At 58.8% G+C, this 24077-nt stretch carries 18 protein-coding genes and 3 pseudogenes; 20 read left to right on the forward strand and 1 reads right to left on the reverse strand.

Annotated elements, in window-relative coordinates; all coding sequences use genetic code 11:
- Nucleotides 1-835: 835 nt before the first annotated feature.
- The 3 genes and pseudogenes from hisC (at nt 836) to EOA22_RS02550 (ending at nt 4529) form a co-directional block, all read left to right on the forward strand.
- Nucleotides 836-1966 carry a histidinol-phosphate transaminase gene (gene hisC, locus EOA22_RS02540; RefSeq protein ID WP_063169376.1) on the forward strand — a complete coding sequence of 377 codons (1131 nt, stop codon included), beginning with the start codon at nt 836-838 and terminating at the stop codon, nt 1964-1966.
- Between the two features lie 71 nt (nt 1967-2037).
- Nucleotides 2038-3072 carry an LLM class flavin-dependent oxidoreductase gene (locus EOA22_RS02545; protein WP_063169375.1) on the forward strand — a complete coding sequence of 345 codons (1035 nt, stop codon included), beginning with the start codon at nt 2038-2040 and terminating at the stop codon, nt 3070-3072.
- Between the two features lie 254 nt (nt 3073-3326).
- A pseudogene (locus EOA22_RS02550) lies at nt 3327-4529 on the forward strand (IS3 family transposase).
- On the opposite strand, the pseudogene EOA22_RS02555 reads toward EOA22_RS02550, so the two are convergent.
- Nucleotides 4524-4665 (reverse strand): annotated as a pseudogene (locus EOA22_RS02555) (transposase); the annotation flags it as partial. The pseudogenes EOA22_RS02550 and EOA22_RS02555 sit on opposite strands and share 6 nt — an antisense overlap.
- Nucleotides 4666-5034: 369 nt before the next feature.
- Between EOA22_RS02555 and queC the strand changes: the two are divergent.
- From queC to EOA22_RS02645, 17 genes and pseudogenes are all read left to right on the forward strand, one after another.
- Complete coding sequence (queC, locus tag EOA22_RS02560; protein ID WP_063170389.1) at nt 5035-5733, forward strand: 7-cyano-7-deazaguanine synthase QueC; 699 nt, start codon at nt 5035-5037, stop codon at nt 5731-5733.
- Entirely contained in the window at nt 5733-6089 is a 357-nt protein-coding gene (queD, locus tag EOA22_RS02565) for a 6-carboxytetrahydropterin synthase QueD (RefSeq protein WP_063169374.1), read from the forward strand. Before queC ends, queD begins: the two co-directional genes overlap by 1 nt.
- 5 nt (nt 6090-6094) lie before the next feature.
- Nucleotides 6095-6820, forward strand: a complete 726-nt coding sequence (queE, locus tag EOA22_RS02570; protein WP_164548811.1) for a 7-carboxy-7-deazaguanine synthase QueE — start codon at nt 6095-6097, stop codon at nt 6818-6820.
- Nucleotides 6821-7590: 770 nt separating this feature from the next.
- Nucleotides 7591-8343, forward strand: a complete 753-nt coding sequence (locus EOA22_RS02575; RefSeq protein ID WP_063169372.1) for a carbonic anhydrase — start codon at nt 7591-7593, stop codon at nt 8341-8343.
- Nucleotides 8344-8503: 160 nt separating this feature from the next.
- A pseudogene (locus EOA22_RS38570) lies at nt 8504-8700 on the forward strand (7-carboxy-7-deazaguanine synthase QueE); the annotation flags it as partial.
- A 1097-nt stretch (nt 8701-9797) separates the two neighbouring features.
- Nucleotides 9798-10691 carry a nitrogenase iron protein gene (gene nifH / locus EOA22_RS02590; protein WP_024505261.1) on the forward strand — a complete coding sequence of 298 codons (894 nt, stop codon included), beginning with the start codon at nt 9798-9800 and terminating at the stop codon, nt 10689-10691.
- Nucleotides 10692-10778: 87 nt separating this feature from the next.
- Entirely contained in the window at nt 10779-12281 is a 1503-nt protein-coding gene (gene nifD, locus EOA22_RS02595; protein ID WP_024505262.1) for a nitrogenase molybdenum-iron protein alpha chain, read from the forward strand.
- 129 nt (nt 12282-12410) lie between these two features.
- The gene (nifK, locus tag EOA22_RS02600) at nt 12411-13952 is read left to right on the forward strand and encodes a nitrogenase molybdenum-iron protein subunit beta (RefSeq protein WP_024505263.1); all 1542 of its coding nucleotides are present in this window, start codon (nt 12411-12413) and stop codon (nt 13950-13952) included.
- 61 nt (nt 13953-14013) lie between these two features.
- Nucleotides 14014-15498: a nitrogenase iron-molybdenum cofactor biosynthesis protein NifE gene (gene nifE / locus EOA22_RS02605; RefSeq protein ID WP_024505264.1), complete on the forward strand. Its 1485-nt coding sequence runs from the start codon at nt 14014-14016 to the stop codon at nt 15496-15498.
- Nucleotides 15499-15506: 8 nt separating this feature from the next.
- A complete protein-coding gene (gene nifN, locus EOA22_RS02610) occupies nt 15507-16859 on the forward strand; it encodes a nitrogenase iron-molybdenum cofactor biosynthesis protein NifN (protein ID WP_024505265.1) in 1353 nt (450 codons plus the stop codon).
- Nucleotides 16856-17353, forward strand: coding sequence for a nitrogen fixation protein NifX (nifX, locus tag EOA22_RS02615; RefSeq protein ID WP_063169371.1), 498 nt, complete (start codon nt 16856-16858; stop codon nt 17351-17353). Before nifN ends, nifX begins: the two co-directional genes overlap by 4 nt.
- Before the next feature lie 16 nt (nt 17354-17369).
- Entirely contained in the window at nt 17370-17849 is a 480-nt protein-coding gene (locus EOA22_RS02620) for a NifX-associated nitrogen fixation protein (RefSeq protein WP_024505267.1), read from the forward strand.
- On the forward strand, nt 17849-18661 hold the full coding sequence (locus EOA22_RS02625; protein ID WP_095489438.1) for a response regulator transcription factor: 813 nt from the start codon (nt 17849-17851) through the stop codon (nt 18659-18661). The genes EOA22_RS02620 and EOA22_RS02625 overlap by 1 nt, the downstream gene beginning before the upstream one ends.
- Before the next feature lie 95 nt (nt 18662-18756).
- Nucleotides 18757-19629, forward strand: a complete 873-nt coding sequence (locus EOA22_RS02630) for a universal stress protein (protein WP_063169369.1) — start codon at nt 18757-18759, stop codon at nt 19627-19629.
- Nucleotides 19630-20471: 842 nt separating this feature from the next.
- Complete coding sequence (locus EOA22_RS02635; protein WP_063169368.1) at nt 20472-21770, forward strand: SidA/IucD/PvdA family monooxygenase; 1299 nt, start codon at nt 20472-20474, stop codon at nt 21768-21770.
- Nucleotides 21771-21783: 13 nt separating this feature from the next.
- On the forward strand, nt 21784-22161 hold the full coding sequence (locus tag EOA22_RS02640) for a hypothetical protein (protein ID WP_024505270.1): 378 nt from the start codon (nt 21784-21786) through the stop codon (nt 22159-22161).
- Between the two features lie 272 nt (nt 22162-22433).
- The gene (locus EOA22_RS02645; RefSeq protein WP_063170388.1) at nt 22434-23579 is read left to right on the forward strand and encodes a TlpA disulfide reductase family protein; all 1146 of its coding nucleotides are present in this window, start codon (nt 22434-22436) and stop codon (nt 23577-23579) included.
- Nucleotides 23580-24077: the final 498 nt, after the last annotated feature.

Genomic DNA, 24077 nt, shown 5'->3' on the forward strand with positions numbered 1-24077 from the left:
ACGCAGCGGTGTGAGACGGGCATTCTTGTGGATGTTCATTCGGACCCTCCGATGGATGCTGAAGCGTGGTAACTCCAGTCTCCTCGGTCCGGTCCGAATGGACAACCTCTCGAAAGCTCACACCTAGTGCCGGCAGTGGCACCGCTGTTGTCCGTCGACAGGTCCCGCGCTTGCTCGGTGCGACCAACAACCTTAAGCGCTAGGGCGTAACCTGACCCTGCAAGATCTCCTCACCGACTATAAGGTGCGCCTCACGATCTGAGACGATGGGACAGGATGGCTAAGGAGGTGCGCCGTCTTGCATGCCCCGCCAGCGAGGCGAACCCTCTCGGCTACGCGCGCCACCAGCGACGCTCCATATCGTCAGGCCTGCGTCTCATGCTCAGATGAGCCGGTATTTGGCTCTCTCATCAGCAAACCGAGAGAGCCCATGCCAAGACGGAAGCAAGCAAGACGAACGAGCGTCAGAGATATCCTGCGCCTGACCCATAAACAGGGCAGTCCGGTGGGCCAAGGTGGCAGAGCAACTGAGGTTCGGCAAGACTTCGGCTTCCACCTATCTGCGGGCGCTGGAGACGGGCTGTCGTGCAGGCCCTGCATGCGGCTTTGAGGACGATGCGATGTTGAAACACCGTCTGTTGCGCCGAATCGGCCGTCGGCCAAACGTTGGGTCGTCATCAGGTTCTCGACAGCTTCCCGGTGTCAAATCCAAACCGTGGTCGGCGATCCCCACCAGGGTGGGAAGGCAGCGCTGATATAGCCGAACGTCGATCAAGTCACGATCAACGATTGCCTCATGTCACATGCCCTGCGGGACTGAAAAACGGAGAAGAACATGTGCGATGCAAAACTGAAGACCGTGCTTTCGCTTTTTTCGCCGGTGGCCAGCAAATTAGATGCTCTCTCGTCCAACGGACCAGCGACGGATGCAAACTGCGTTAAGCTAAATACGAACGAGAACCCGTTTCCGTTGCCGAAGAGCGTAATGCAAAGTGCAATTGCTGCGATCGAACACCAGTATCTTTATCCGGAAGACGACAATCTCAGCTTAAGGGCAGCTGCCTCCGATGCTTACGGATTTTCCAAAGATCAGGTGATTGCCGGCAACGGTTCGTCGGAGCTGCTCGGACTCATCTACAGAGCTTTCCTCGCCCCAGGAGATAGAGTGGCAATGCTGTCGCCCGGATTTTCGTTCAACCGTAAACTTGCCATGTTGCAGGGTGCCGAGTTTCTCGAAATCGCATCGAGCGAAGCTCATCCCCTGCCGATAGAAAAACTGCTGTCCGGCCCCGCAAAAGACGCGAAGTTCATTCTGTTGGCTAATCCGAACAATCCGACCGGAACATTCGTGCCGGTGGCCGAAATCGAACGCCTTGTGGAGCAAGCAGATCGCTTGGTCGTCTTGGATGAGGCCTACGTTGACTTCGCACCCGACAATGCCCTGCGCCTCGTCAATAGACATCCGAATCTTTTGATCTTGAGGACTTTTTCAAAGAGCTATGCTGCCGCTGGCGTGCGAGTCGGCTTCGGTTTCGGTCACCCAGAAATCATTGGCAGGCTGCGCAACATCCAGAATGTCTTCAACATGAACGTGATCGGGCAGGCGGTCGGGAAAAGCATTCTTGCGCATCGCCACGCCTACGAAGAGAACCACAGGCACATCAAGCATGAACGACAGCGAGTGACCCTGGCGCTGTTGCAACTTGGCTTTTCCGTAACACCCTCCCACGCAAACTTTTTGCTGGCCCGTGTGCCGGCGGGACAGGAGGGCTCATGCTGGCAAGCCGCGTTGAAAGAGCAGGCGATCCTCATCGCCAGCTTTCCTGACGTAGATTTGAAGAACTGTATTCGCGTCAGCATTGGCACCACAGAGCAGATGGACAAATTCCTTGCTGCCGCCGAACGCGTCTGTATGAACTTTAAGAAGGATCGCGGTGCTCACAAGCATGAAGTCGATTCACATTAAGCATCAAGTAATGATATGTCGTGAGCTATGATGATTAGCGAATAAATATAGGTAATTTGGAGAACAATTAATTGAAGAAAATTTCCGCTTCGGGCCTGACCTTCGGCATCTTCGATCATCTGGACGAAAACGGCGATGACATCGCACAACAATATGCAGATCGGCTGAGCCTAGCAGAAGCGTGCGATGGCTATGGCTTTTATGCGTATCATCTCGCCGAGCACCACTGTACGCCGCATGGCAGAGGTCCATCACCGAATTTGTTCTTAGCGAGCGTCGCCCAGCGAACCCGCAGTCTTCGTGTTGGTCCCATGGTAATGCTACTTGCGCTCTATCATCCGCTGCGTGCCTTCGAGGAGATCTGCATGCTTGATCAGTTGAGCGGCGGCAGGCTTGAACTCGGCATAGGGCGCGGCTCTGCTCCCACTGAATTGGGATACTTCGGGGTTGCTGTAGAAGCAGCACCAGAACAGTATGCGGAGGCCAGTGAGATTCTCATCAATGCGATGAAAGGCGGGACGCTTTCTTATCAGGGCCGCCACTTTGAGTTGAAAGATGTTCCGCTGACGTTGAGACCTCACCAATATCCCCGTCCGCCGACATGGATCGCCACCAATCGACCCGAGCCGGCTAGCTGGGCCGCTGCGAATGGGGCAAACATCGCCTGCGTCGGACCTTCCACTTCTGTTCGCAGCGTTACCGACGCGTTCCGCGCCGCCCGAATTCACGATGCTGACATTGGCCAGCAAGCGCCATTTCTTGGATTGCTCCGAATGGTGGTGATAGGGCGTTCTGAAACAGATGCGTATTTGCTCGCAGCACCTGCCTATGAACGATGGCTCAATAGCTTCAAATTTCTATACGAACTAAATGCCATTTCCACTCCACCAAACTTGCCTTTGAACTTCGATGCAGCAATTGAAAGTGAATTGTGCGTCGTGGGAACGGCAGATTCTGTCCGAAAAGCTCTCCTTGATCAGCTGGAAGAGGCAGGTGCTAATTATCTTCTGTGTCAACTGGCATTTGGGGATTTGCCGCTGGATGCCTCACTATACACCGCATCGGCCATTGGATCCGAAATCATGGCTCGAGTTGCCGCATCGTGAATCCGTCGTGTGATTGGAGGAGCAGCGGCAGCGCTGCTCCTCATTGCGAAACGGTTGTGGGGGCCGGACTCCTGTGTCAGGTGTAAACCATTGGAGCACGTCCTATCTGATCCAGGTCATATCCTGCGGCTTTGAAGTAGTTGGCACATTCGGCTGGGGTGAAGAGGTCGACGACCGCGCCGAGGCGTCCTGACCTTGCCCCTCTGATCTAATCCGGTTTGAAGTTCGTTCTGGCCCATCCAGAGGACCAGGACATGAAACGCAGCCGCTTCTCTGAAGAGCAGATCATCGGAATTTTGAAGAAACACGAGGCCGGGGTATCGGTTGGCGATCTGTGCCGCAAGCACGGGGTCAGCGACGCCTCGATCTACAATTGGAAGGCCCGCTTCGGCGGGATGGATGTCACCGAGGCTCGGCGACCTGAAGGCGCTGGAGGACGAGAACACGCGCCTGAAGCGGCTTTTGGCCGACGCCATGCTCGACAATGCCGCGTTGAAGGACCTTGTGGGAAAGAAATGGTGACGCCCGCCGCCAAGCGGAAAGCTGTCGCTCGCCTGAAGGAAGGCTTCGGGATGAGCGAACGGCGGGCGTGTAAAGCCATCGGCTGTTGCCGCATGACGGTTCGCTACCAGACCAGCAGGCCGGACGACCGCGAGGTTCGCGAGCGGATGAAGGCCGATCGCGCAGGAGCGTCGCCGGTTCGGCTACCGGCGTCTTCTCGTGATGCTGAGGCGGGAGGGCCTGGTCGTGAACCACAAGAAGCTGTTCCGGCTCTATCGGGAGGAGAAGCTCGCCGTCGCCGCCGTGGCGGCCGCAAGCGGGCGATCGGGACCAGGGCGCCGATGCTGGTGCCGCTGAGGCCCGACGAGCGCTGGTCGCTCGACTTCGTATCGGACCAGCTCACCGACGGGCGCCGCTTCCGCATCCTGGCCGTCGTCGACGACTGCACGAGAGAGTGCCTCGCACTCATCGTTGATACGTCTCTCTCGGGCATGCGGGTTGCCCGCGAATTGGACGGCTCATCACCGAGCGGGGCCGGCCCAGGATGATCGTCAGCGACAATGGCAGCGAGTTCACCTCGAACGCCATCCTCTCCTGGGCGGATCAGAACCGCGTCGAATGGCATTACATTGCGCCCGGCAAGCCGATGCAGAATGGCTTCATCGAGAGCTTCAACGGCCGACTGCGCGATGAACTGCTCAACGAGACGCTGTTCACCTCGCTGGCTCAGGCGCGCGTAGCCATCGCCCTGTGGCACGCCGACTACAACACCGCGCGGCCGCACTCCCCCCTGGCAGACCCCGGCCAAGTTCGCCAGCACCTTCAATCCGCGACGGTCGCTCGCGCTGCGCTATGCCAAAGGCTCCGCGCCAGCGCCCGTCGCTTCACCCGCCCAGCAGGGCACAACCCACGCCGGAAACGAACTCAAAACTGCTGGGGCAACGTCAGTCCCATAGAGCCTTGATGGTTATCTCGGCCTTTGCTCGCAGCAGCGCCTTAGGTTGGGCGAAGGCGTTCTCAATCGGATTGAAGTCGGGACTGTAGGGCGGCAGTTAGAGCAGGCTCGCCTGCGGCCTCAATCGCGCCGCGCAGGGTTCTCCAGGCGGATGTCGCCAATGTCAAATTTGCTGGCATCCATGTCGCCCTCGCCAACCGCACAAGCGAAGGCCAGAAAGCCAACATGTGTTCTGCGGCTTAATTAAGAGTCAGCCGATGTCGGCCGAACATCACCTTGTCTCGAAGTCGACGATCGGACAGCAGGTTGCGAAAGTTGGCGCGATGCGAAACAAACTGCTGAAGCGCTCAACTTTTATTGATCACGCGTGTTGGACGCGACGCACTCCCGTTCCAATCGGGCTGAGCGCAAATTCTCCCGGTTCACAAAACTGAGTCGCTGGAGTAGTGGGGGCGCAGAGAAATCTCCGGTCGCAGCCTTACCCGGTCAAAACAAGGATACCAATGATGAAGACTCTCGCCGTCTGCTCTGGCGGATTGGACTCCGTTTCCCTTGCTCACATGGTGGCAGCGGAGCACGAACTCACCGGCCTTCTATCTTTCGACTATGGCCAACGGCACAGGAAGGAATTGGGCTTCGCCGCTCTTTGCGCGCAGCGACTGAAGGTCCCGCACCAGATCATCGACATCGGCGAAATTGGCCGTGGCCTTTCCGGCTCAGCGCTGACTAGCAGTATCGACGTGCCGGACGGCCACTACGCCGAAGACACGATGAAGATTACGGTGGTGCCGAACCGCAATGCCATCATGTTGGCAATCGCCTTCGGTCTCGCCGCCGCCCACAGCGCCGAAGCGGTGGCGGCGGCCGTGCATGGTGGGGACCATTTCATCTATCCCGATTGCCGTCCGGCCTTCATTGAAGCTTTCCAGACAATGCAAGACCGCGCGCTCGACGGCTATGCGCAGATACGCCTCTATGCACCGTATGTGAATCTCGGAAAAGCTGACATTGTTGCGGATGGCGCAAGATACGGCACCCCGTTTGCTGAGACCTGGTCCTGTTACAAGGGCGGCGTGCGTCACTGCGGACGATGCGGGACCTGCGTCGAGCGGCGCGAAGCGTTCCATCTCGCCGGGCACGCTGATCCCACCGACTACGAGGACGCCGATTTCTGGCTTGAGGCGCTGCGCAGGAGGCGCGCGTAATGTTCCACATCAGCAAGGAATTCCACTTCTCGGCCTCGCATCAGCTCACCTCCTTGCCTCCCAACCATCAATGCGCGCGCCTGCACGGGCATAACTATGTCGTCGTAGTGGAGCTGTCGGCCAAGGAACTGGACGCCCACGGCTTCGTGCGCGACTATCACGATCTGGCGCCGCTCAAACGCTACATTGACGAGAGCTTCGACCATCGGCACCTCAACGACGTGCTGGGACATGAGAAGGTCACGGCGGAATGCCTGGCCAGACATTTCTATGAATGGTGCAAGGCACGTCTGCCGCAGACCGCGGCCGTGCGCGTTAGCGAAACACCGAAAACTTGGGCGGAATACCGTCCGTGACCGACATGCATCCCGCAATCCGTGTGAGCGAGATATTCGGGCCGACTATCCAGGGCGAGGGCGTGCTCATCGGCTTGCCGACGGTGTTCATCAGAACCGGCGGATGTGATTATCGCTGTTCATGGTGCGACAGCCTTCACGCGGTGGACAATCAGTATCGCCATGAATGGCTACCGATGCCGATCGATGCCGTGTGGCAAACCGTCCATGCGCTTTCCGGCGGCAGGCCGGTTATGGTCTCCTTGTCAGGCGGCAACCCGGCCATTCAGCCGTTCGGTCCCCTCATAGAACGAGGCCATCGCGAGGGCTATCGTTTTGCACTGGAAACGCAGGGTTCCGTGGTGAGGGAGTGGTTTGCGGATCTTGACGTGCTGACCCTTAGCCCAAAGCCGCCGTCCAGCGAGATGACGACCCGTTGGGCTGCGTTTGATGCATGCCTCGAAGCGGCGCAAGAGAAGCCGCAAATCGTGCTCAAGCTCGTCGTTTTCGACGAGAGTGACTATGCCTACGCCAAAGAAGTCGCGGCGAGATATCCGCACCTTCCGATCTATCTGCAACCCGGCAATCACACGCCGCCGCTCCCTGGCAGTGAAGACGCCTCTGTCGACTTGGACGGAATAATGATGCGAATGGAATGGCTTGTCGAAAGGGTGACTAGCGACAGGTGGTTCGAAGCCCGCGTGTTGCCGCAGCTGCACGTTCTGCTTTGGGGTAACAAGAGGGCGGTCTAGTCTGTGGCTTGCGTCGCACCGGAAGGCCGGGCTCCAACGGCTTGGCAGGCTCTCTTCGCGTGCCGAGTACAGCCGAGCTTTGTTCGCGTCAGCGGTCTCGCGATTGTGCGGCTGGAAACCGCCCGGACACCCCGCTGCCGGCGTGTGTCACCTTGACTCCGATGAGCTGTCGTCACGCAAAGTTGAAATCCGCAAGAACTGGCCTTCTCGCCCCACCTGCTCCGTCGCAAGCACGTCATCCCCTCATCCTTGTCCAGCTCTTATCGATGTATCTCATTGTCCGGCCTGACGCACGACTGTCAGCATGGGAATGCATCCATTGCGCAAATGCCTTCCATAAAGAAGATCGATTTCCTCATTGGCCCAACGTGAAATATAGCAACGTTTTCGTGGCGTGGGTCGGCTGCGTCGGGAGTAGCGATGAAAACGTATTGGGGTCGCCTGCGTCTCCTTGGGCAGCGAGTGTAAAGTATAGCGATGCGGCCTCCGGCGCGAACGGCAGCCGCGCAGTGATCACCTTCGCCTGTGCCTTTGCGGCGGGGGGCAAGCGCTGGTCTGCTAAAATTTTTTATCGTTTAGCTGGTTGAAACTGCCCCCGTTGCGGGCTGCAGAAGCCGGCCAGCCGAGAAACGGCAGCCGCACTTATGAAAGCACGCCAAGGCGTGCGGGCATCTATCAGTTGCAAAGGACAATACTGGCCGCGCCGATTGGCCATCACGCGTCCATTAGGGCAGCCACCAACATCAGTTCGCAAGAGGAGCAAAAGTAATATGTATCGTCGTCACCTGATCAAAGGGTTGGTTGCGCTCGGCGCATGCCGGATTTGCGTTCAAGCCGCCCAAGCGACCAGTGCCCATTGGGGGTACACCGGTCCGGTCGGACCGGAGCACTGGGCTGATCTGGATAAGGAAAATTTCGTATGCTCTGCCGGCACGCAGCAATCGCCGATCAATATCAACAGCGCGGTCAAGGCGGATATCCCGCATATCGCCATCGGCTGGCACAAGGGCGGCGGCAATATGGTGAACAACGGCCACACCATTCAAATCAATATGCCACAAGGCAGCACGCTGACCCGCGGCGATCGTGTCTACGAACTGGTACAGTTCCATTTCCATGCGCCAAGCGAACATCACGTGGCGGGCAAGAGCTTCCCGATGGAGGTGCATTTCGTTCACAAGGACACGCAAAGTGGTACTCTGGGCGTGCTGGGCGTCTTTTTAACGCCCGGCGCGACAAATGCCAGCTTTGCTGCCCTTGCTGCGGCCTTTCCCGAACTGCCGAATGGGGAGGTGACGATCGACGAGGTGAATCCCAACTGGCTTCTGCCAGCCTCGCTTGGCTATTGGACTTATGAGGGCTCACTGACGACGCCGCCGTGCACCGAAAACGTCGAGTGGATGGTGGCGATGGAACCGGTTGACGTTGATCCGGCAGACATCCAGCGATTTGCCTCACTCTACCCGTCGAACGCGCGCCCTATTCATTCACCCAATCGACGCTTCATCCTGCGCCAGAGTTGAGCGCCGCCCCAGCGGTTCCGCACGGTCCAACATTCTTGGCACAAGTTGGCGCGAAGCCTCCTCTTCCGGTCTGGCGGTCTGACGGCGCTCCCCAAGCTGGCTAGTCTAAATGATAGGGATTCGGTGCCGACACCACTCGTCCCAAATACGTCGCGGCGAGGTTTGTCTGCAACCCGGCAATCACACGCCGCCCCGCCGTGGTAATGAAGACGTCTCTGTCGAGTCCGACGGAATATGATGCGCATGGAACCGCTGGTAGAAAAGGTGACCAGCGACAGGTGGTTCGAAGCCCGCGTCTTGCCGCAGCTGCACGTTCTACTCTGGGGTAACAAGAGGGTAGTGTATACCTTCTCCTAGCTTCGCCGCCAACTACTCGGTTTTCCGAATTGCTCTCTATATTCTTGAAGACGATGCGTTCGTTAAAGACATGTGCTGCGCACCTGGTGTAAAAGCTGCTCTCATCATGCAGAGGTCAAGCCAGTCGGGCTCATCCGAGGCTATGGCCGTGAGCACTGTTCAGTTCGGCAGAGAGGGCGCTTTTGTACACACTTTGCGATCGTGGCGGCCCCGTGGGCAGATCTGCAAGCTGCCGCGACACTAACCTCTCGAAGCCCGCCCGCCCGCCTTTCGTGCAGCTTCCTCTGAACAAAACCACCGCTCGCCCTTCAATAGGTTGATGCGTGTCTCCCAGTAAGATTCCTGTCCAAGAACGTGATAATCTTCTTGCCAGTGTTGTAGCTGATGTTGCCCTTGATGCCGCAGCCTACCGCGGCGGGACCAAACTCAATGGCAAGCAGGCCGGCTAGGATCGTGCAGCCAGTCGCGAGCCTCGCCCACAACGGGGTCTCACGCGCATGAGGGCGCCGACCATGGGTTCGGCGGTTCATACGCGTATAACACGTATCTTTCTGAAAAAATCAATGCTCTCGGCTAAGCTACTGAATTATTTGGCTTCCATATAGCGCGTCGGCGGAACCAACTTGTAGACGGGCTATGAAAGGTTAAGCGCGGATGTCTATCGGCCGCCGGCGTTCCCGCTCTGTAAGCCTGCCTGAACTACCCGCGCCGCGGTCAAGCCCCAGGCTCCTGCTCATCCAGCGACCGCCCGATCAATGGCAGGCTGGAAAGACAAGAGCCGATGTCTTCCGATGGTCTCGCCATCAGCTTTGGGCTAACTTCCCCATTCTCCCGCTTCGAGCTCGACACACGGCGGTTTGGATGGCGCACGACAATCTGTGTCGGCTTTGTCGTGTCCGTGACAGACGCCTGAAAGGCCCGTTCGCGCGTTTTGCCGCCGTCTAAGCGGCTGGAATTTAATGACAAAGTTTCTTCTGGGATCGGCCGATCACGCTGGTACGCTTTTTGCGATGCTTGGTGTGAGGCGGCACGAGCTGCCTATCGGCACTTGTGTCGCGGGCAGTCGCGATAATTAGAACGAAGGAAGGAAAGCTATTATGTCAGGTCTGCGTCAGATCGCCTTTTACGGAAAAGGCGGCATCGGCAAGTCCACCACGTCCCAAAATACGCTCGCTGCCCTTGTCGACCTCGGGCAGAGAATCCTCATCGTAGGATGCGACCCCAAAGCCGATTCCACACGCTTGATCCTGAATTCGAAAGCTCAGGATACCGTCCTGGATCTCGCCGCACAGGAAGGCTCGGTGGAAGACCTCGAACTCCAGGACGTGCTCAAGGTGGGCTACAGAGGCATCAAGTGCGTGGAGTCCGGCGGCCCCGAGCCGGGTGTCGGTTGCGCCGGCCGCGGCGTCATCACCTCGATCAATTTCCTCGAGGAGAATGGCGCTTATGACGATGTCGATTATGTCTCCTATGACGTCCTCGGCGACGTGGTATGCGGCGGCTTCGCCATGCCGATCCGCGAAGGCAAGGCCCAGGAGATCTATATCGTCATGTCCGGCGAGATGATGGCGCTCTATGCCGCCAACAACATCGCCAAGGGCATCCTCAAATATGCCCATTCGGGCGGTGTGCGGCTGGGCGGGCTGATCTGCAATGAACGTCAAACCGACCGCGAACTCGATCTGGCCGAAGCACTGGCTGGCCGATTGAATTCCAAGCTCATCCACTTCGTGCCCCGCGACAACATCGTCCAACATGCCGAACTCAGGAAGATGTCGGTGATCCAGTACGCGCCGGACTCAAAGCAGGCAGGGGAATACCGCGCTCTGGCCGAGAAGATCCACGCCAATTCGGGCCAGGGTACGATCCCGACGCCGATCACCATGGAGGAGCTGGAGGAGATGCTGCTCGACTTCGGCATCATGAAGACCGACGAGCAGATGCTTGCCGAGCTTCACTCCAAGGAAGCGGCGAAGGCGGCGGCCCAGTAGTGACATTAGCGCTGCCATGAATCGGCGCGCCTTGCAGAGAACGGCGCCTATTCTTTGAGGCGTCACCCAACCTTGAAAGGGGGACTCATGAGCCGGGAATACGAGAATGACGGTGCTCTTCATGCGAAGCTTATCGAAGAGGTGCTGTCGCATTATCCCGACAAGGCGGCGAAGCGCCGCAAGAAGCACCTCAACGTCGCAAAGAGCGGCAACGAGGCTGGCGGGGAAAGCGAGGTCCTTTCCGAATGCGACGTCAAATCGAACATCAAGTCCATTCCCGGGGTGATGACGATTCGCGGCTGTGCATATGCTGGTTCGAAAGGCGTGGTGTGGGGGCCAGTCAAGGATATGGTCCATATCTCGCACGGCCCGGTCGGCTGCGGCCAATATTCTTGGTCGCAGCGCCGCAACTACTACGTCGGTACAACGGGCGTCGACACGTTCGGGACAATGCAGTTCACCTCCGATTTCCAGGAGAAGGACATCGTCTTCGGCGGCGACAAGAAGCTGGAACAGATCATTGACGAGATTGAAGTCTTGTTTCCGCTCAACAACGGCATCACCGTGCAGTCCGAATGCCCTATCGGCCTGATTGGCGATGACACCGAGGCCGTTTCTCGCAAAAAGACCAAGGAGTATGACAAGACGATCGTGCCGGTACGCTGCGAGGGCTTCCGCGGCGTCTCGCAGTCGCTTGGCCACCACATCGCCAATGATGCAATCCGGGATTGGGTCTTCGACAAAAAGGATGTCAAGTTCGAGGCCGGCCCCTACGACGTCAACGTCATCGGCGACTACAATATCGGCGGCGATGCCTGGGCCTCGCGCATACTGCTTGAGGAGATAGGGCTGCGCGTGGTTGGCAACTGGTCGGGTGACGCCACACTCGCAGAGATCGAGCGCGCCCCGAAGGCTAAGCTCAATCTTATCCACTGCTACCGGTCGATGAATTACATCTGTCGGCATATGGAGGAAAAGTATGGCGTCGCCTGGATGGAGTACAATTTCTTCGGTCCCTCCCAGATCGAAGCCTCTCTGCGCAACATAGCCAAGCATTTTGGGCCGGAAATCGAGGAGAAGACCGAAAAGGTCATTGCCAAGTACAGGCCGCTTGTTGATGCGGTCATCGCCAAGTACCTGTCGCGCCTGGAAGGAAATACCGTGATGCTCTATGTCGGCGGCCTGCGCCCCCGCCACGTCGTCACGGCCTACGAGGACCTCGGCATGGTCATCGTGGGCACCGGCTATGAATTCGCCCACAGCGACGACTATCAGCGCACCGGCCACTACGTGAAGAACGGCACGCTGATCTACGATGACGTGACCGGCTATGAGTTGGAGAAATTCATCGAAGGGATTCGCCCAAATCTGGTCGGCTCGGGAATCAAAGAAAAATACCCGGTGCAGAAGATGGGCATACCGTTCCGCCAGATGCATTCCTGGGATTATTCAGGCCCGTATCACGGCTACGACGGCTTTGCCATTTTCGCACGTGATGTGGATCTCGCCATTAACAACCCGGTCTGGGACCTATTCCACGCGCCTTGGAAAAGAAGCCGGGGCGATGAGCGGGCGATGGCTGCCGAATAAACATTTGCTTCAGCCCCAGTCTCCCACTGAGACGGTGAACTCCCGCGGCCTCTGATCCGCCGGAGCCTGGAACGTCTTGACGTCCTGAGCTGCCGTCCCGCGCAGCCAGATGCAAAAGAGGTAATCATCATGCCGCAGTCGGCTGAAAAAATTCTCGATCACGCTCCCCTGTTCCGCGAGCCGGAATACAGAAAGATGCTCGCTGAGAAGAAGCTAAACTTCGAATGTCCGCACCCCGATGAAATCGTTTCCGATCAGCGCGATTTCACCCAGACGTGGGAATACCGCGAAAAGAACCTCGCCCGCAAAGCGCTTGTCGTGAACCCGGCCAAGGCCTGCCAGCCGCTGGGTGCGGTATTCGCTGCCGCCGGCTTCGAGCGAACCATGTCCTTCGTCCACGGCAGCCAAGGTTGCGTCGCCTATTACCGCTCGCACCTGTCGCGCCATTTCAAGGAGCCTGCCGCGGCGGTCTCCTCCTCAATGACCGAGGATGCGGCGGTGTTTGGCGGCCTGAAGAACATGGTCGACGGGCTCGCCAACACCTACCAGCTCTACGACCCCAAGATGATTGCCGTGTCGACGACCTGTATGGCAGAGGTCATTGGCGACGACCTGCACAGCTTCATCCAGAACGCCAAGGACGAAGATTCAGTCCCGCGCGACTTCGACGTGCCCTTTGCCCACACCCCGGCCTTCGTTGGCAGTCATGTCGACGGCTATGACAACATGGTCAAAGGCATTTTGGAGCACTTCTGGAAAGGTCAGGAGCGTACGCAAATCGAAGGAACCATCAACATCATTCCGGGCTTCGACGGCTTCTGCGTCGGCAACAACCGGGAGCTCAAGCGCCTGCTCGATGTAATGGGCGTGTCCTATACATTGATCCAGGATGCCTCTGACCAGTTCGATACGCCTTCGGACGGTGAATACCGCATGTATGACGGGGGCACGAAGATCAACGAGGTGAAGAAGGCCCTCAACGCCGAGGCAACGCTTTCGCTGCAGCATCACAACACCCGAAAGACACTGGGCTATTGCGAGGAGGTCGGGCAGGCGACGGCCTCGTTCCACTATCCGCTCGGCGTTCAGGCGACGGACGAATTCCTGATGGAGGTCGCGGCGATTTCCGGCAAGGAGATTCCCGAGGCAATTCGCCTCGAGCGCGGCCGACTGGTAGACGCCATGGCGGACAGCCAATCCTGGCTGCATGGTAAGAAATACGCCATCTACGGTGATCCCGACTTCGTTCACGCAATGGCCCGCTTTGTCATGGAGACCGGCGGCGAGCCAACCCATTGCCTCGCCACCAATGGCACCTCGGCATGGGAAGCCGATTTGAAGAAGCTGCTAGCATCCTCGCCTTTCGGCAAGGCTGCCCAGGTTTGGGCGGGCAAGGACCTGTGGGCGCTGCGCTCGCTGCTCTTTACCGAGCCGGTGGACCTTTTGATCGGCAATTCCTACGGCAAGTACCTGGAGCGCGACACCGGAACGCCGCTGATCCGGCTGATGTTTCCGATCTTCGATCGGCACCATCATCACCGCTTTGCGCTCTTTGGCTACCAGGGCGCGTTGCGCGTGCTGACGACGATCCTCGACAAGATCTTCGACAAACTCGATCGCGAGACGAGCGAGACGGGTGTGACGGATTATTCCTATGACCTCACGCGCTAAGAGCCGTGGCCGGCTTTTCGCCGAGGCCATTCCTTGCCCAATGGACTGGGGAGGCTGAGCGATGTCCTCCCTCAGCGCCAAAATCAAGGACGCCTTCGATGAGCCCGCCTGCGATAAGAACCGTGGCAAAGATGCCAAGGCGCGCAAGGAGGGCTGCTCGAAGTCGCTGACACCAGGGGCGGCAGCCGGCGGCTGCGCCTTTGACGGAGCCAAGATCGTCCTGCAGCCGATCACCGACGTTGCGCATCTGGTCCATGCGCCGCTCGCCTGCGAGGGCAATTCTTGGGACAACCGTGGTGCGGTTTCGTCAGGGCCGACCTTGTGGCGGACAAGCTTCACGACCGACCTCACCGAACTCGACCTGGTGATGGGGCAGGGCGAGCGGAAACTCTTCAAGGCGATCCGCGAGATCAAGCACACATACGCGCCGCCGGCGATCTTCGTCTACTCAACTTGCGTAACGGCGCTGATCGGTGACGACATCGAGGCCGTGTGCAAACGCGCCACGGAAAAGTTCGGTTTGGCCGTGGTGCCGATCAATGCGCCTGGCCTGGCAGGCTCCAAGAACCTCGGCAACAAGCTCGCCGCCGAGGCGTTGCTCGATCATGTCATCGGCACGGTCGAACCCGACGACCCCGGGCCCTACGACATCAACATCCTTGGCGAATTCAACCTCTCGGGCGAATTCTGGCTTGTAAAGCCGCTCCTCGATCGGCTCGGCATCCGGGTGCGCGCCTGCATTCCCGGCGATGCGCGTTACCGCGACATTGCTTCCGCGCACCGCGCCCGGGCGGCAATGATCGTGTGCTCGACCGCGCTGATCAGTCTTGCCCGCAAGATGGAGGAGCGCTGGGACATCCCGTTCTTCGAGGGCTCCTTCTATGGCATCTCCGACACATCGCAAGCTCTTCGCAACCTTGTCAGGCTGCTGGTGAGGAAGGGCGCCGATCCGGAGATCCTCGAGCGCACGGAGACGCTGATCGCGCAGCAGGAGGCGATCGCGTGGAAGAAACTCGAATCCTACCGGCAAAGGCTCCAAGGCAAGCGCGTGCTGCTCAACACAGGCGGTGTGAAGTCCTGGTCGGTTGTCCGTGCGCTGATGGAGATCGGAATCGAGATCGTCGGCACCTCGGTCAAGAAATCTACGGTGCAGGACAAGGAGCGCATCAAACAAGTTCTCAAGCACGACAAGCATATGTTCGAATACATGGCTGCGCGCGAGCTGTACGCCATGCTCTCTGAACACAGGGCCGATATCATGCTGTCGGGCGGTCGCACGCAATTCATTGCGCTCAAGGCCAAGACGCCCTGGCTCGATATCAACCAGGAGCGCCAGCACCCTTATGCCGGCTATGCCGGCATGGTGGAACTCGTACGCCAGATCGACCTCGCCATTCACAATCCGGTCTGGTCTCAGGTGCGCCAGCCGGCCCCGTGGGATTGCCAGCCTGATCTAAAAGACGAACTGCCATGCACGAAGAAGGAGTCCGGGCACCTGTTCGATGAATTCGCCGGCGCGACGGCACACGAGTTCAGCGAGTGTTGAGGCGACCGATGGCCCGCATCCTTCCCCAGACCAAATCCGCGGCGGTGAACCCGCTGAAGTCGTCGCAGCCGCTGGGTGCCGCCTTTGCCTTTCTTGGGGTCGACGGCGCGATGCCGCTGTTCCACGGCAGCCAGGGATGCACAAGCTTCGCGCTCGTGCTCTTCGTACGGCACTTCAAAGAAACGATTCCATTGCAGACAACAGCGATGGATGAGGTGGCGACCATCCTCGGCGCTGCCGACCATCTTGAAGAAGCCATCCTCAACCTCAAGAACCGCACGAAGCCAAAGCTGATCGGGGTGTGCACGACCGCGCTGGTGGAGACGCGTGGCGAAGATTGCGCGAGTGATATTGCGAACATCAAGCTGAAGCACACGCAAGAGCTTGCGGGTACGGAGGTCGTGCTGGCCAACACGCCGGATTTTGACGGCGCGATCGAAGAGGGCTGGGCCAAGGCAGTCACCGCAATGATCAAAGGGATTACAGGCTCGGGCGAACGTGCGCGGCAGCCGAAGAAGATCGCGATCCTGCCCGGATGCAACCTCACTGTCGCCGACATCGAGCATATGCGTGACATGGTTGAAAGCTTTGGGCTCAAGCCGGTTATTCTGCCCGACATTTCAGGCTCGCTCGACGGTACGGTTCCTGACCGCTGGGTAGCGACCACATACGGCGGCACCAGCGTCGAAGACATTCGCGAGTTGGGCACGGCCATGCAATGCATCGCCATCGGTGAGCACATGCGCCGCCCGGCGAAAGCGCTGCACGGGTTGACCGGCGTGCCTTACGTGTTGTTCCAGTCACTGACTGGGCTGCAGGACACGGACCGCTTCGTGTCGCTGCTGTCTGCGATTTCGGGCGCGGCGGTACCGGCCCGCGTGCGCCGGCGCCGGGCGCAATTGCAGGACGCGATGCTCGACGGACATTTCCATTTCGGCGGCAAGAAAATTGCCATCGCTGCCGAACCAGACCAGCTGTTCCAACTTGCGACCTTCTTTGCTGGCCTCGGCTCCGAGATAGCCGCGGCCGTCACAACGACCGACAGGTCTAAAATTCTCGAGAAAGTCCCGGCGGTTTCGGTTCAGATCGGCGATCTCGGCGATCTGGAAAGTCTTGCCGTCGGTGCTGACCTGCTTGTCACGCATTCGCACGGGCGCCAAGCATCGGAGCGGCTCCGAATTCCGCTCATGCGCATCGGGTTCCCGGTCTTCGATCGACTAGGCAGCCAGCACAAGCTCGCAATTCTCTATCAGGGCACCCGCGACATGATCTTCGAGGTCGCCAGCATCTTCCAGGCCAACCAACACGCGCCCACTCCTGAGGCGCTTGATCCACTCCGTAATCGAGAAATATCACGATGAACGCTGTTCGCCGCCTCTCGCTGGTCAGTAGTGAGGTTTTCGCCCCGATGCCTGAACGACGTAAGGGCGCATTGCGCGTTGCGATCGCCACTCAGGACATGCAGGACCTCAACGCCCATTTCGGGTCGGCCAGGCGCTTTGCTGTCTACGACGTGACGCGCGAGGAATGGAATCTCGTAGAAGCCGTGGCCTTCGATGACGTGTCCGATGAAAGCGGGGAGCATCGGGCCGAGCGCGATGATCGCATCACGCCAAAGGTGGATGCGCTCAAGGGCTGTCAGATCCTGTTTTGTCTGGCAATTGGCGGCCCTTCGGCAGCCAAGCTTGTCGCGGCAAAAATCCACCCGATCAAAGTGGCGGAGCCCCAATCGATCCCACAGGTGCTCTTGCGCACGCAGATGATGCTCAGGACGTGTCCTCCGCCTTGGCTGCGCAAGGTGCTGGCGCGAGCGGGCATTGCCGAAAAGAAACCGTCCTTCGAGGACGAGGACTGAAAAGAGGAGGACGCCAATGCCTGACCCCGCAATCCCCCCAGCTGTCGCCGAAGACGAGGCGGCTCTTTGCACCCCGTTCGTCAAATGCCTCGTGCGGCTGATCCGTTCTCAGGATTCCTATGGCTCGTGGGAACGCAAAGCGGACGCTGAGCTGCTGGGCGACTTCATCATTACCAAGGAACAGCGCCGAGGGATCCCAATCATCGGAGATCCCGATCCCGACGTGCTGTGGAGGCTCGACAAGTACTACGCCGCCATCGGGCTTGCGATCGAGGAGCGCTGCGGCCTTATGGCATCGCCGATGATCCAGGTGAGCCATGAGGGTTTTGGTCGGGTGCTTTTCACGACCGGACGGCTGGTCGTTTTGTCCAAAACGCTGCGCGATGTCCACCGGTTTGGCTTCGAGACGCTCCTGAAGCTCGCCACGGCCGGTACGAAGCTGGTCGACGATGCGATTTCAGTCATCGAAACCTTTCCCCACGTGGCGCTGGCATGATGGGCGCGATTTTCGAGAAAGGCCATCATGACGGACCCGAGAAACTATGTTGGCCAGTCCCCTCGATCCAGGGACTCGAGGCCGACCAGGTTGTTGGGGTATCGCCGATGAAGAAGCCGCTGGTCCTGATCTGCTCGCAAGATGCCGAGTTCTATCTGCTCTACAGCCACATACTGGAGGTTGACGGTTTCAGCAGTGAGACGGCAGACGGCGCGAAGGCTGCGCTGGCCTTGGCCGAACAACGGGAGCTTCAGGCCGTAGTGCTGGATTGCGACCCAGCCAGCATAAACGGGTCCGCAATTTGCGCCCACCTCAAGCGGGAACCGCGCACCACCGACCTGCCTATCATCGCCCTGATCGCGCCTGGCGCCGAGCACCAGCACCTCGATCTCTTGAAGGCAGGCGTTGAGAGCTTTGTGCGGCCGGTGGCTCCGGCCAAGCTGCTCGACTGCCTGCGGGCGAGGCTCGGGCTGACCAAGCGTGGTCCGAACGGGGTTGAAAACGACAGTTGGATTTGTTGTGGAGGCCTGGAGATGAAGCTCGATGCCCATCGGGTTCGCGGTAATGGCCACGACATCCATCTCGGACGGATCGATTTCAACGTGCTGCGGCTTATGATTGAGGCCCCCGGCAAGGTCTTCAGCCGGGACGAGCTTATCGGGGCGGCCTGGCTGCCCAACATTCATGTCGGTGCACGCACCGTCGATGTCCATATCAGCCGAATCAGGAGGGCGCTGAAAACGGCCTTGCCCGGCAGCGTCATTCGCACCGTCAGGTCGGCCGGCTACTCGCTCGAGAAGCCGGACGACTGAAATCGGTGATCGAACGTGGTGCCGCTCTCTCTTCCTCCTGAGAGCGGTGTTGCCGCTTTGAGGCGCTCCTAACGAAGACCAGGAGAAGCAGGCAAATGGAATTTAAAAGCATATTCAGTGTGACGGGTGCTGATCATTCTGATGAGGACCTCACAACAGCTGCCGGACTGTGTGCCGAGGTCGGCGCGCACCTATCGGTACTCATTATACCGCCTCCATTGCTCTTGATGTCGTCTCCGCCCCCCGAATGGAATACAGGACGTGCACAGGCAATTGCAGTACCGAACTATCGATTTCAGCAAATCGAGAAATTTTCACAGGACGTGACCAGAATGGAAAGACGGTCCGCGGATATCCTCAAAAGGCTGAAAGCTATGTCGCTTTCCTGTGACGTTGACACCGACTATTGCGATCCGGCTAGCCTCGGTGAAGTGGCACGACAGCGGGCGCTCTGCGCTGACCTGACGATCGTTGGAGGAGACCTCCTCAACGATGAGACTCTCGGACCTCCTGTTGTCAACGGCTGCTTGTTCGATAGCGGAAAGCCGGTGCTCATCGTGCCGAAGGGCGTTAAGGCGACGCTGTCGCCTCGACGCGTGCTGGTCGGCTGGGATTCGCGTGTAGAGGCCTCGCGTGCGGTTCGGGAAGCTCTTAGTATCCTATCCGCTGCCAAGGAAGTCTGTGTCGCTATGGTCGATCCAAAGGCGCAAAACAACGGGAAAGGCGCGCAGTCTGGAGCTGACATCGCTGCCTATCTTACTCGGCACGGTGCTCGGGTCTCCGTTGACCTGCTTAAGAGCGCCGGCAAATCGGCGGGCACAGTGCTGACCCAGCACGCGAACGACATCTGTGCTGACATGATGGTTATGGGTGCTTATGGCAGCCGTGGGCTGCGTGAGCGGATTTTCGGCGGTCCGCCGAGCTGGAGCTTTGGGAAGACCACATTGCCGCTGTTTTTGGCTCGCTGATCAGCTCCGTAGGAACACCGATCAGGTCGTAGGACCGCCAACCAGTCCGAAGTCGTCGTCGGTTACCGGTCGGATTGCGGAGACATGGCTGGATCCGCGAACATCTTGCGACGCTTGTCAGAGCCAAACCGGACGCCTCGACTGCTTCACGACGCTCTCGTGAACCAACTCGTGCGAGATCGTCCGCAACGGGCAGTAAAGACGAACGGCTGCAGCAGACCGCAGCCAAGCCACAGGGCGGGTGTACCAGGAGACCCCGCCTCGTGCGCGAACCCTGTTGGAAGGCCCCTTATCAGTACCCGGACGCGCGTCAAATCGGCGGCTGTCCCTGTCAGCCTGCGGTGTGCAAGGGCCGCTGCCGCGGAGCTTCCCCTGCCCGATCGTCGGGCGTGCGACAATGTCGGATTCCAGACGAGCTGGAACTGCGCGAACTCGTTGGTTTGACAGGTCTTTATCCGGCACGCCGCATGCATGGGAGTCTCCGAAAGCATTAAGAGCCGTTATCCATGGTTACGCCCCTCGAAAGAAAGAGCCGCTTCCGTCGTGGCAGGGAAACAGCCACTCCTGGGGTGGAGGCCGGCGCTAGAAGCCGCCGTAAGATCCGGAAGAGCCGCGCGACAGCATCACACACTTTCCTTCTGCTCTTGGGTTCGGATCACGCCGCGCCGCTGTCGATGCCGCCGACATTGAGCCCAAGACCTGGAAGGCGGCACACGCTTTTGCTGTCCTCTCAGTCGGGACCGCGGCTCAAGCATGCCTGTGAGGTTCGCATTGCTCAATGCCCGGCAATCGACGTCAACATGCCGCTGAGTTGGAAAACACTCCTAGAGGAGTAAGGATAAGTGGACCTCTTTTGTATTGGTGTGGGTGCTGGACCATCTAATTTGAGCCTTGCGTGTCAGATACAGGAAGAGATTGCGCAAGGGGCACTGTTCCTGGACCGGGAGGTCGATTTCCGAGGACATCCAGGCAGCGCTTTCGATTGCGCGGAGCTCCAGGTCGGCCACTTCCAGGATCTGGTTACTCTGGTCAATCCGCGATCAGCCTACACATTCGTAAACTACCTCCACGAGAACGGGCGTCTTTACAATTTCCTCAATGCGCAATTTCACGGGGTGCTTAGAGCCGAGTTCGCCCAATATCTCAACTGGGCGTTCCAGAAGAATCCGCTTGTCCGTGGCGGCGAGGCCGTTCGCGAAATCCGCTTTGACGGCGAGTTTCGCGTGCGGACGGACAACGCGGTCCTTGATGCAAGAAACCTCGTCATCGACATAGGCAAGCAGGCGCAAATTCCGCCTCAGTTTCATGGCTGGACTGGACCCAACCTGTTCCACTCATCTGAGTTGGCCCACATCAATCCTGAGGTGCAAAAAAAGCATGTCTGCGTTGTTGGCGGCGGACAGTCGGGAGCCGAGCTGCTACTGCACCTTGTCGGCCGGCCGAAAGAACGGCGGCCCGCGGCGATCACATGGGTCTTGACGCGCGAGATGCCTTTCGACGACCACGCGTTCACAAACGGGCTGTTCACGCCATGCTTCTCGGATCGTTTTGCTGCGATGAGCGAGGTGCATCGACAGCTGTTCCTGCGGCGTTTCGCGCTTGCCTCCGAGGGCATTTCAGAAAGCAAGTTGCGCGCGGTCTATCAGGCGCTCTACCACCACGCCTTTCTCGAGCCACACCAATGCGAGATCACATTGCGGCCAAGTTGCAACGTGTCGCGCTGCATCAATGCCGGAGCAGGGCACAGGCTCACGCTGCAACGCGGCTTGGACAACATCGGAGAAGTAACCGCCGATATCGTCATCCTGGCCACCGGGTACGAGAAACCGCTGCCGGGTTTCCTAGAACCGATCGCAGATCGCCTCGAACAGATCGGCAATGAGCTCGCCATCGGCGAGGATTTTTCGGTGTACTGGGACGGACCGCGAGACCGACGCCTTTTCGTTCAGAACGCCTGCCTTGGACAGCGCGGGCTGGCTGATCCGAACTTTGGGCTGCTGGCCTGGCGAGCGCGCCGCATCCTTGACAGCCTTCTGCGGCGCGCGCCATGCGCCAATCCCGAGCATCTAGGGTTCATCAACCGTCCCTTGACGGAGTGCTGGCCCGACCTCGGAGTCGAACAAATGGGCAGCGGGATATGATTCGTCGATATTGATGATCGGCGGTGGCATTCAGGAAAGATTTCCGCCTCTGGCGGCAAAAGCGGGACGAGCAATATTCCTACGGCGTCAGATCGCTCTGCTCGCGCTTGAGCAAGGTAGCGTCGCGCGACTCCTGCTTGGCGTGAAACAGCAAAGGGCATTCAATCACGATGCAGCTTTACGTGCTGTCGGGCTCAACGCCACGTGGATCGAGCCCAACGCCGCCGTTGGCAACCGCGACGCGAATTATGACGCCGGGCCACATGCGGCGGTGGCTGCAAGGGTACCGAGCCTCTCCCGCACTTTCGACCCCATCGCCGAAGTGCGACTACTCCAGGACGCCGAAGCCGGTCTTATCGCCAGCGGGCCAGCCAAACTCTCACCTTCCTAAACGGCAGCCGCTAAGGTGAGCCGTCGAAAGCCGACATTCAGGTTAACGTCAGCTGGCCGTGTTAGGGCTCGCTTATTCAAGGCGGTACCGGCGCTTGCCGAAGCTAAGAAGGGTTGGCATGCCCTTTGCCGTGCTTGATGTGCGGCAACACGGTGAGAGCTCCGCTGAAGCAAGCGAGAGGGAGCAATGCCCTCGAGACCGTGTCCGATTTTGACTGGAAAATATTCCGCGACAAAAGAGACGAAAGGTGTGGAATGACTTTGGACACCAAGATGGAACTGCGTATGGGGTCCCCGGCTCCTGCGCTGAAAGTGGAGAACTGGCTGCGTGGCGAGCCCCTCACGAGCCTTCGGCCCGGCAAGGTCTACCTCGTTGAATTTTGGGCGACTTGGTGCCGACCATGTGTCCACGCCATGCCCCATTTGATCGAACTGCAGGAGAAATATAAAGACAGCGGATTTGAGATTATCGGAGTCGCAGCTTGCGAAAAGGCTGCAACCGCGGACGAAGCGCGGACCAACGTGGATGCCTGGCTGACCGAGAAGTTCCCGAATCTGAATTATCGGACAGCGTTCGATTGCACTGGCGAAATGAAAAAGCTCTGGCTGGAACCCAGCTCTTCGTTCGGGATTCCCACCTCGTTCGTGGTCGACCGCGACGGCCACATCGCTTATATCGGCCACCCGGCACCTCTCGATGACGTTTTGCCGAAAGTCCTTAACGGCAGCTGGCGCAGCAGCTATGAAGCGAAAGCCGTCGATGCAAAGCGAATCTCGCGTGTGCGCGAATCGTCGCTGAGTCAGCCGATATACGCCAAACTTGGGCCGGCGATGCAGGACGAGGATTGGGCAGCGGCACTATTGGCCATCGAAGAAGGCCTCGCCGTGATGCCAGACTCTTTTGATTTTCGGCGGGTTCATGCGGATATTCTGCTTCACAAGCTGCGCGACATCAAAACCGGCTTGCCGCTTATGCGCGAATTGGTCGAGGACGCGATCAACAAAAAGTTCGAAGCGATGTCTTGGGTGGTGATGGCGCTGAACCAACTCTTCCATCCCACGATCGACAACTCCCATCTTCCGCATGATGATCGCTTTGCGATGGGCAAGGAGCTCTCCGAACAGATCCTGGAACTTAATCCTCCGCAAGGCGATGGAGACTTTAAATTCGGGTGTTACTTTCCGGTCGCTCAGTATTATTACGAGAGCGGCAACAAGGACCGGGCGATCGAGTTGATCGAGGTGGCAATCAAATCGCTGGACCATTCGGAGCCAGTGCCGGACCAAACCAAACAGCGCTACCTCACCTCGTTGCTCCAAGCCCTGGCCAACTACACGGGTGAGCCTGCCTGTCACGCGGGTCTCTGTGTGGCTCCGCAAAACAAGACTTCCGAAACTCAAAACGCTGTCACTTCCTGAGCAAGGATCGCGAAGGGCATGACAATTGGAATTGAACACCGGCAAATCCGCCCGCCCAGGCGCACTTCGCAGCAATAACGTCGATGCCGCAAAAGTGCGCGGCTTGCGGCAGGTGGAATTTCCATTGCGTTTACCTCGGGTCGAACCGCGGCGCAGGCGTTCGCGCCGCGGTGAAAGGTCTCGCATTGGTGGACGTGCTCGAGGTCGGCCACGGGACACTGTTGCGTGGGATCGGCTCGCCCAAGCCATTCCCCGCCCACGCAAGCGCCCGAACCACACATCGCAGAAAAAGAGATCGTCCTTCAAGAGGAGTACTGAAATTGGGGAAAAGCGAAATTCCTCATGAACCGGTTGGCCCTGCTGTCCACGGGGACGACGAGGCCCTTGCTTCCCCGTTCGTCAAATGCCTCCTGCGGCTCATTCGTACTCAGGATTCCTTCGGCTTATGGGAAGGCCATTCGGATGCCGAGCTGCTGGCCGAGTTCATCATCACCAAGC

Source organism: Mesorhizobium sp. M7A.F.Ca.US.014.04.1.1 (genome assembly GCF_003998745.1).
Taxonomy (GTDB): Bacteria; Pseudomonadota; Alphaproteobacteria; order Rhizobiales; family Rhizobiaceae; genus Mesorhizobium; species Mesorhizobium ciceri.

Coding starts and splice junctions, on each gene's coding strand:
- queC (WP_063170389.1), top strand. CDS start 5,035: ATGAAGACTCTCGCCGTCTGCTCTGGCGGATTGGACTCCGTTTCCCTT.
- EOA22_RS02625 (WP_095489438.1), top strand. CDS start 17,849: ATGGGCGCGATTTTCGAGAAAGGCCATCATGACGGACCCGAGAAACTA.
- nifX (WP_063169371.1), top strand. CDS start 16,856: ATGAACGCTGTTCGCCGCCTCTCGCTGGTCAGTAGTGAGGTTTTCGCC.
- EOA22_RS02645 (WP_063170388.1), top strand. CDS start 22,434: ATGGAACTGCGTATGGGGTCCCCGGCTCCTGCGCTGAAAGTGGAGAAC.
- hisC (WP_063169376.1), top strand. CDS start 836: ATGTGCGATGCAAAACTGAAGACCGTGCTTTCGCTTTTTTCGCCGGTG.
- nifN (WP_024505265.1), top strand. CDS start 15,507: ATGGCCCGCATCCTTCCCCAGACCAAATCCGCGGCGGTGAACCCGCTG.
- EOA22_RS02630 (WP_063169369.1), top strand. CDS start 18,757: ATGGAATTTAAAAGCATATTCAGTGTGACGGGTGCTGATCATTCTGAT.
- nifK (WP_024505263.1), top strand. CDS start 12,411: ATGCCGCAGTCGGCTGAAAAAATTCTCGATCACGCTCCCCTGTTCCGC.
- nifD (WP_024505262.1), top strand. CDS start 10,779: ATGAGCCGGGAATACGAGAATGACGGTGCTCTTCATGCGAAGCTTATC.
- queE (WP_164548811.1), top strand. CDS start 6,095: ATGCATCCCGCAATCCGTGTGAGCGAGATATTCGGGCCGACTATCCAG.
- EOA22_RS02620 (WP_024505267.1), top strand. CDS start 17,370: ATGCCTGACCCCGCAATCCCCCCAGCTGTCGCCGAAGACGAGGCGGCT.
- queD (WP_063169374.1), top strand. CDS start 5,733: ATGTTCCACATCAGCAAGGAATTCCACTTCTCGGCCTCGCATCAGCTC.
- nifH (WP_024505261.1), top strand. CDS start 9,798: ATGTCAGGTCTGCGTCAGATCGCCTTTTACGGAAAAGGCGGCATCGGC.
- nifE (WP_024505264.1), top strand. CDS start 14,014: ATGTCCTCCCTCAGCGCCAAAATCAAGGACGCCTTCGATGAGCCCGCC.
- EOA22_RS02640 (WP_024505270.1), top strand. CDS start 21,784: ATGATCGGCGGTGGCATTCAGGAAAGATTTCCGCCTCTGGCGGCAAAA.
- EOA22_RS02575 (WP_063169372.1), top strand. CDS start 7,591: ATGTATCGTCGTCACCTGATCAAAGGGTTGGTTGCGCTCGGCGCATGC.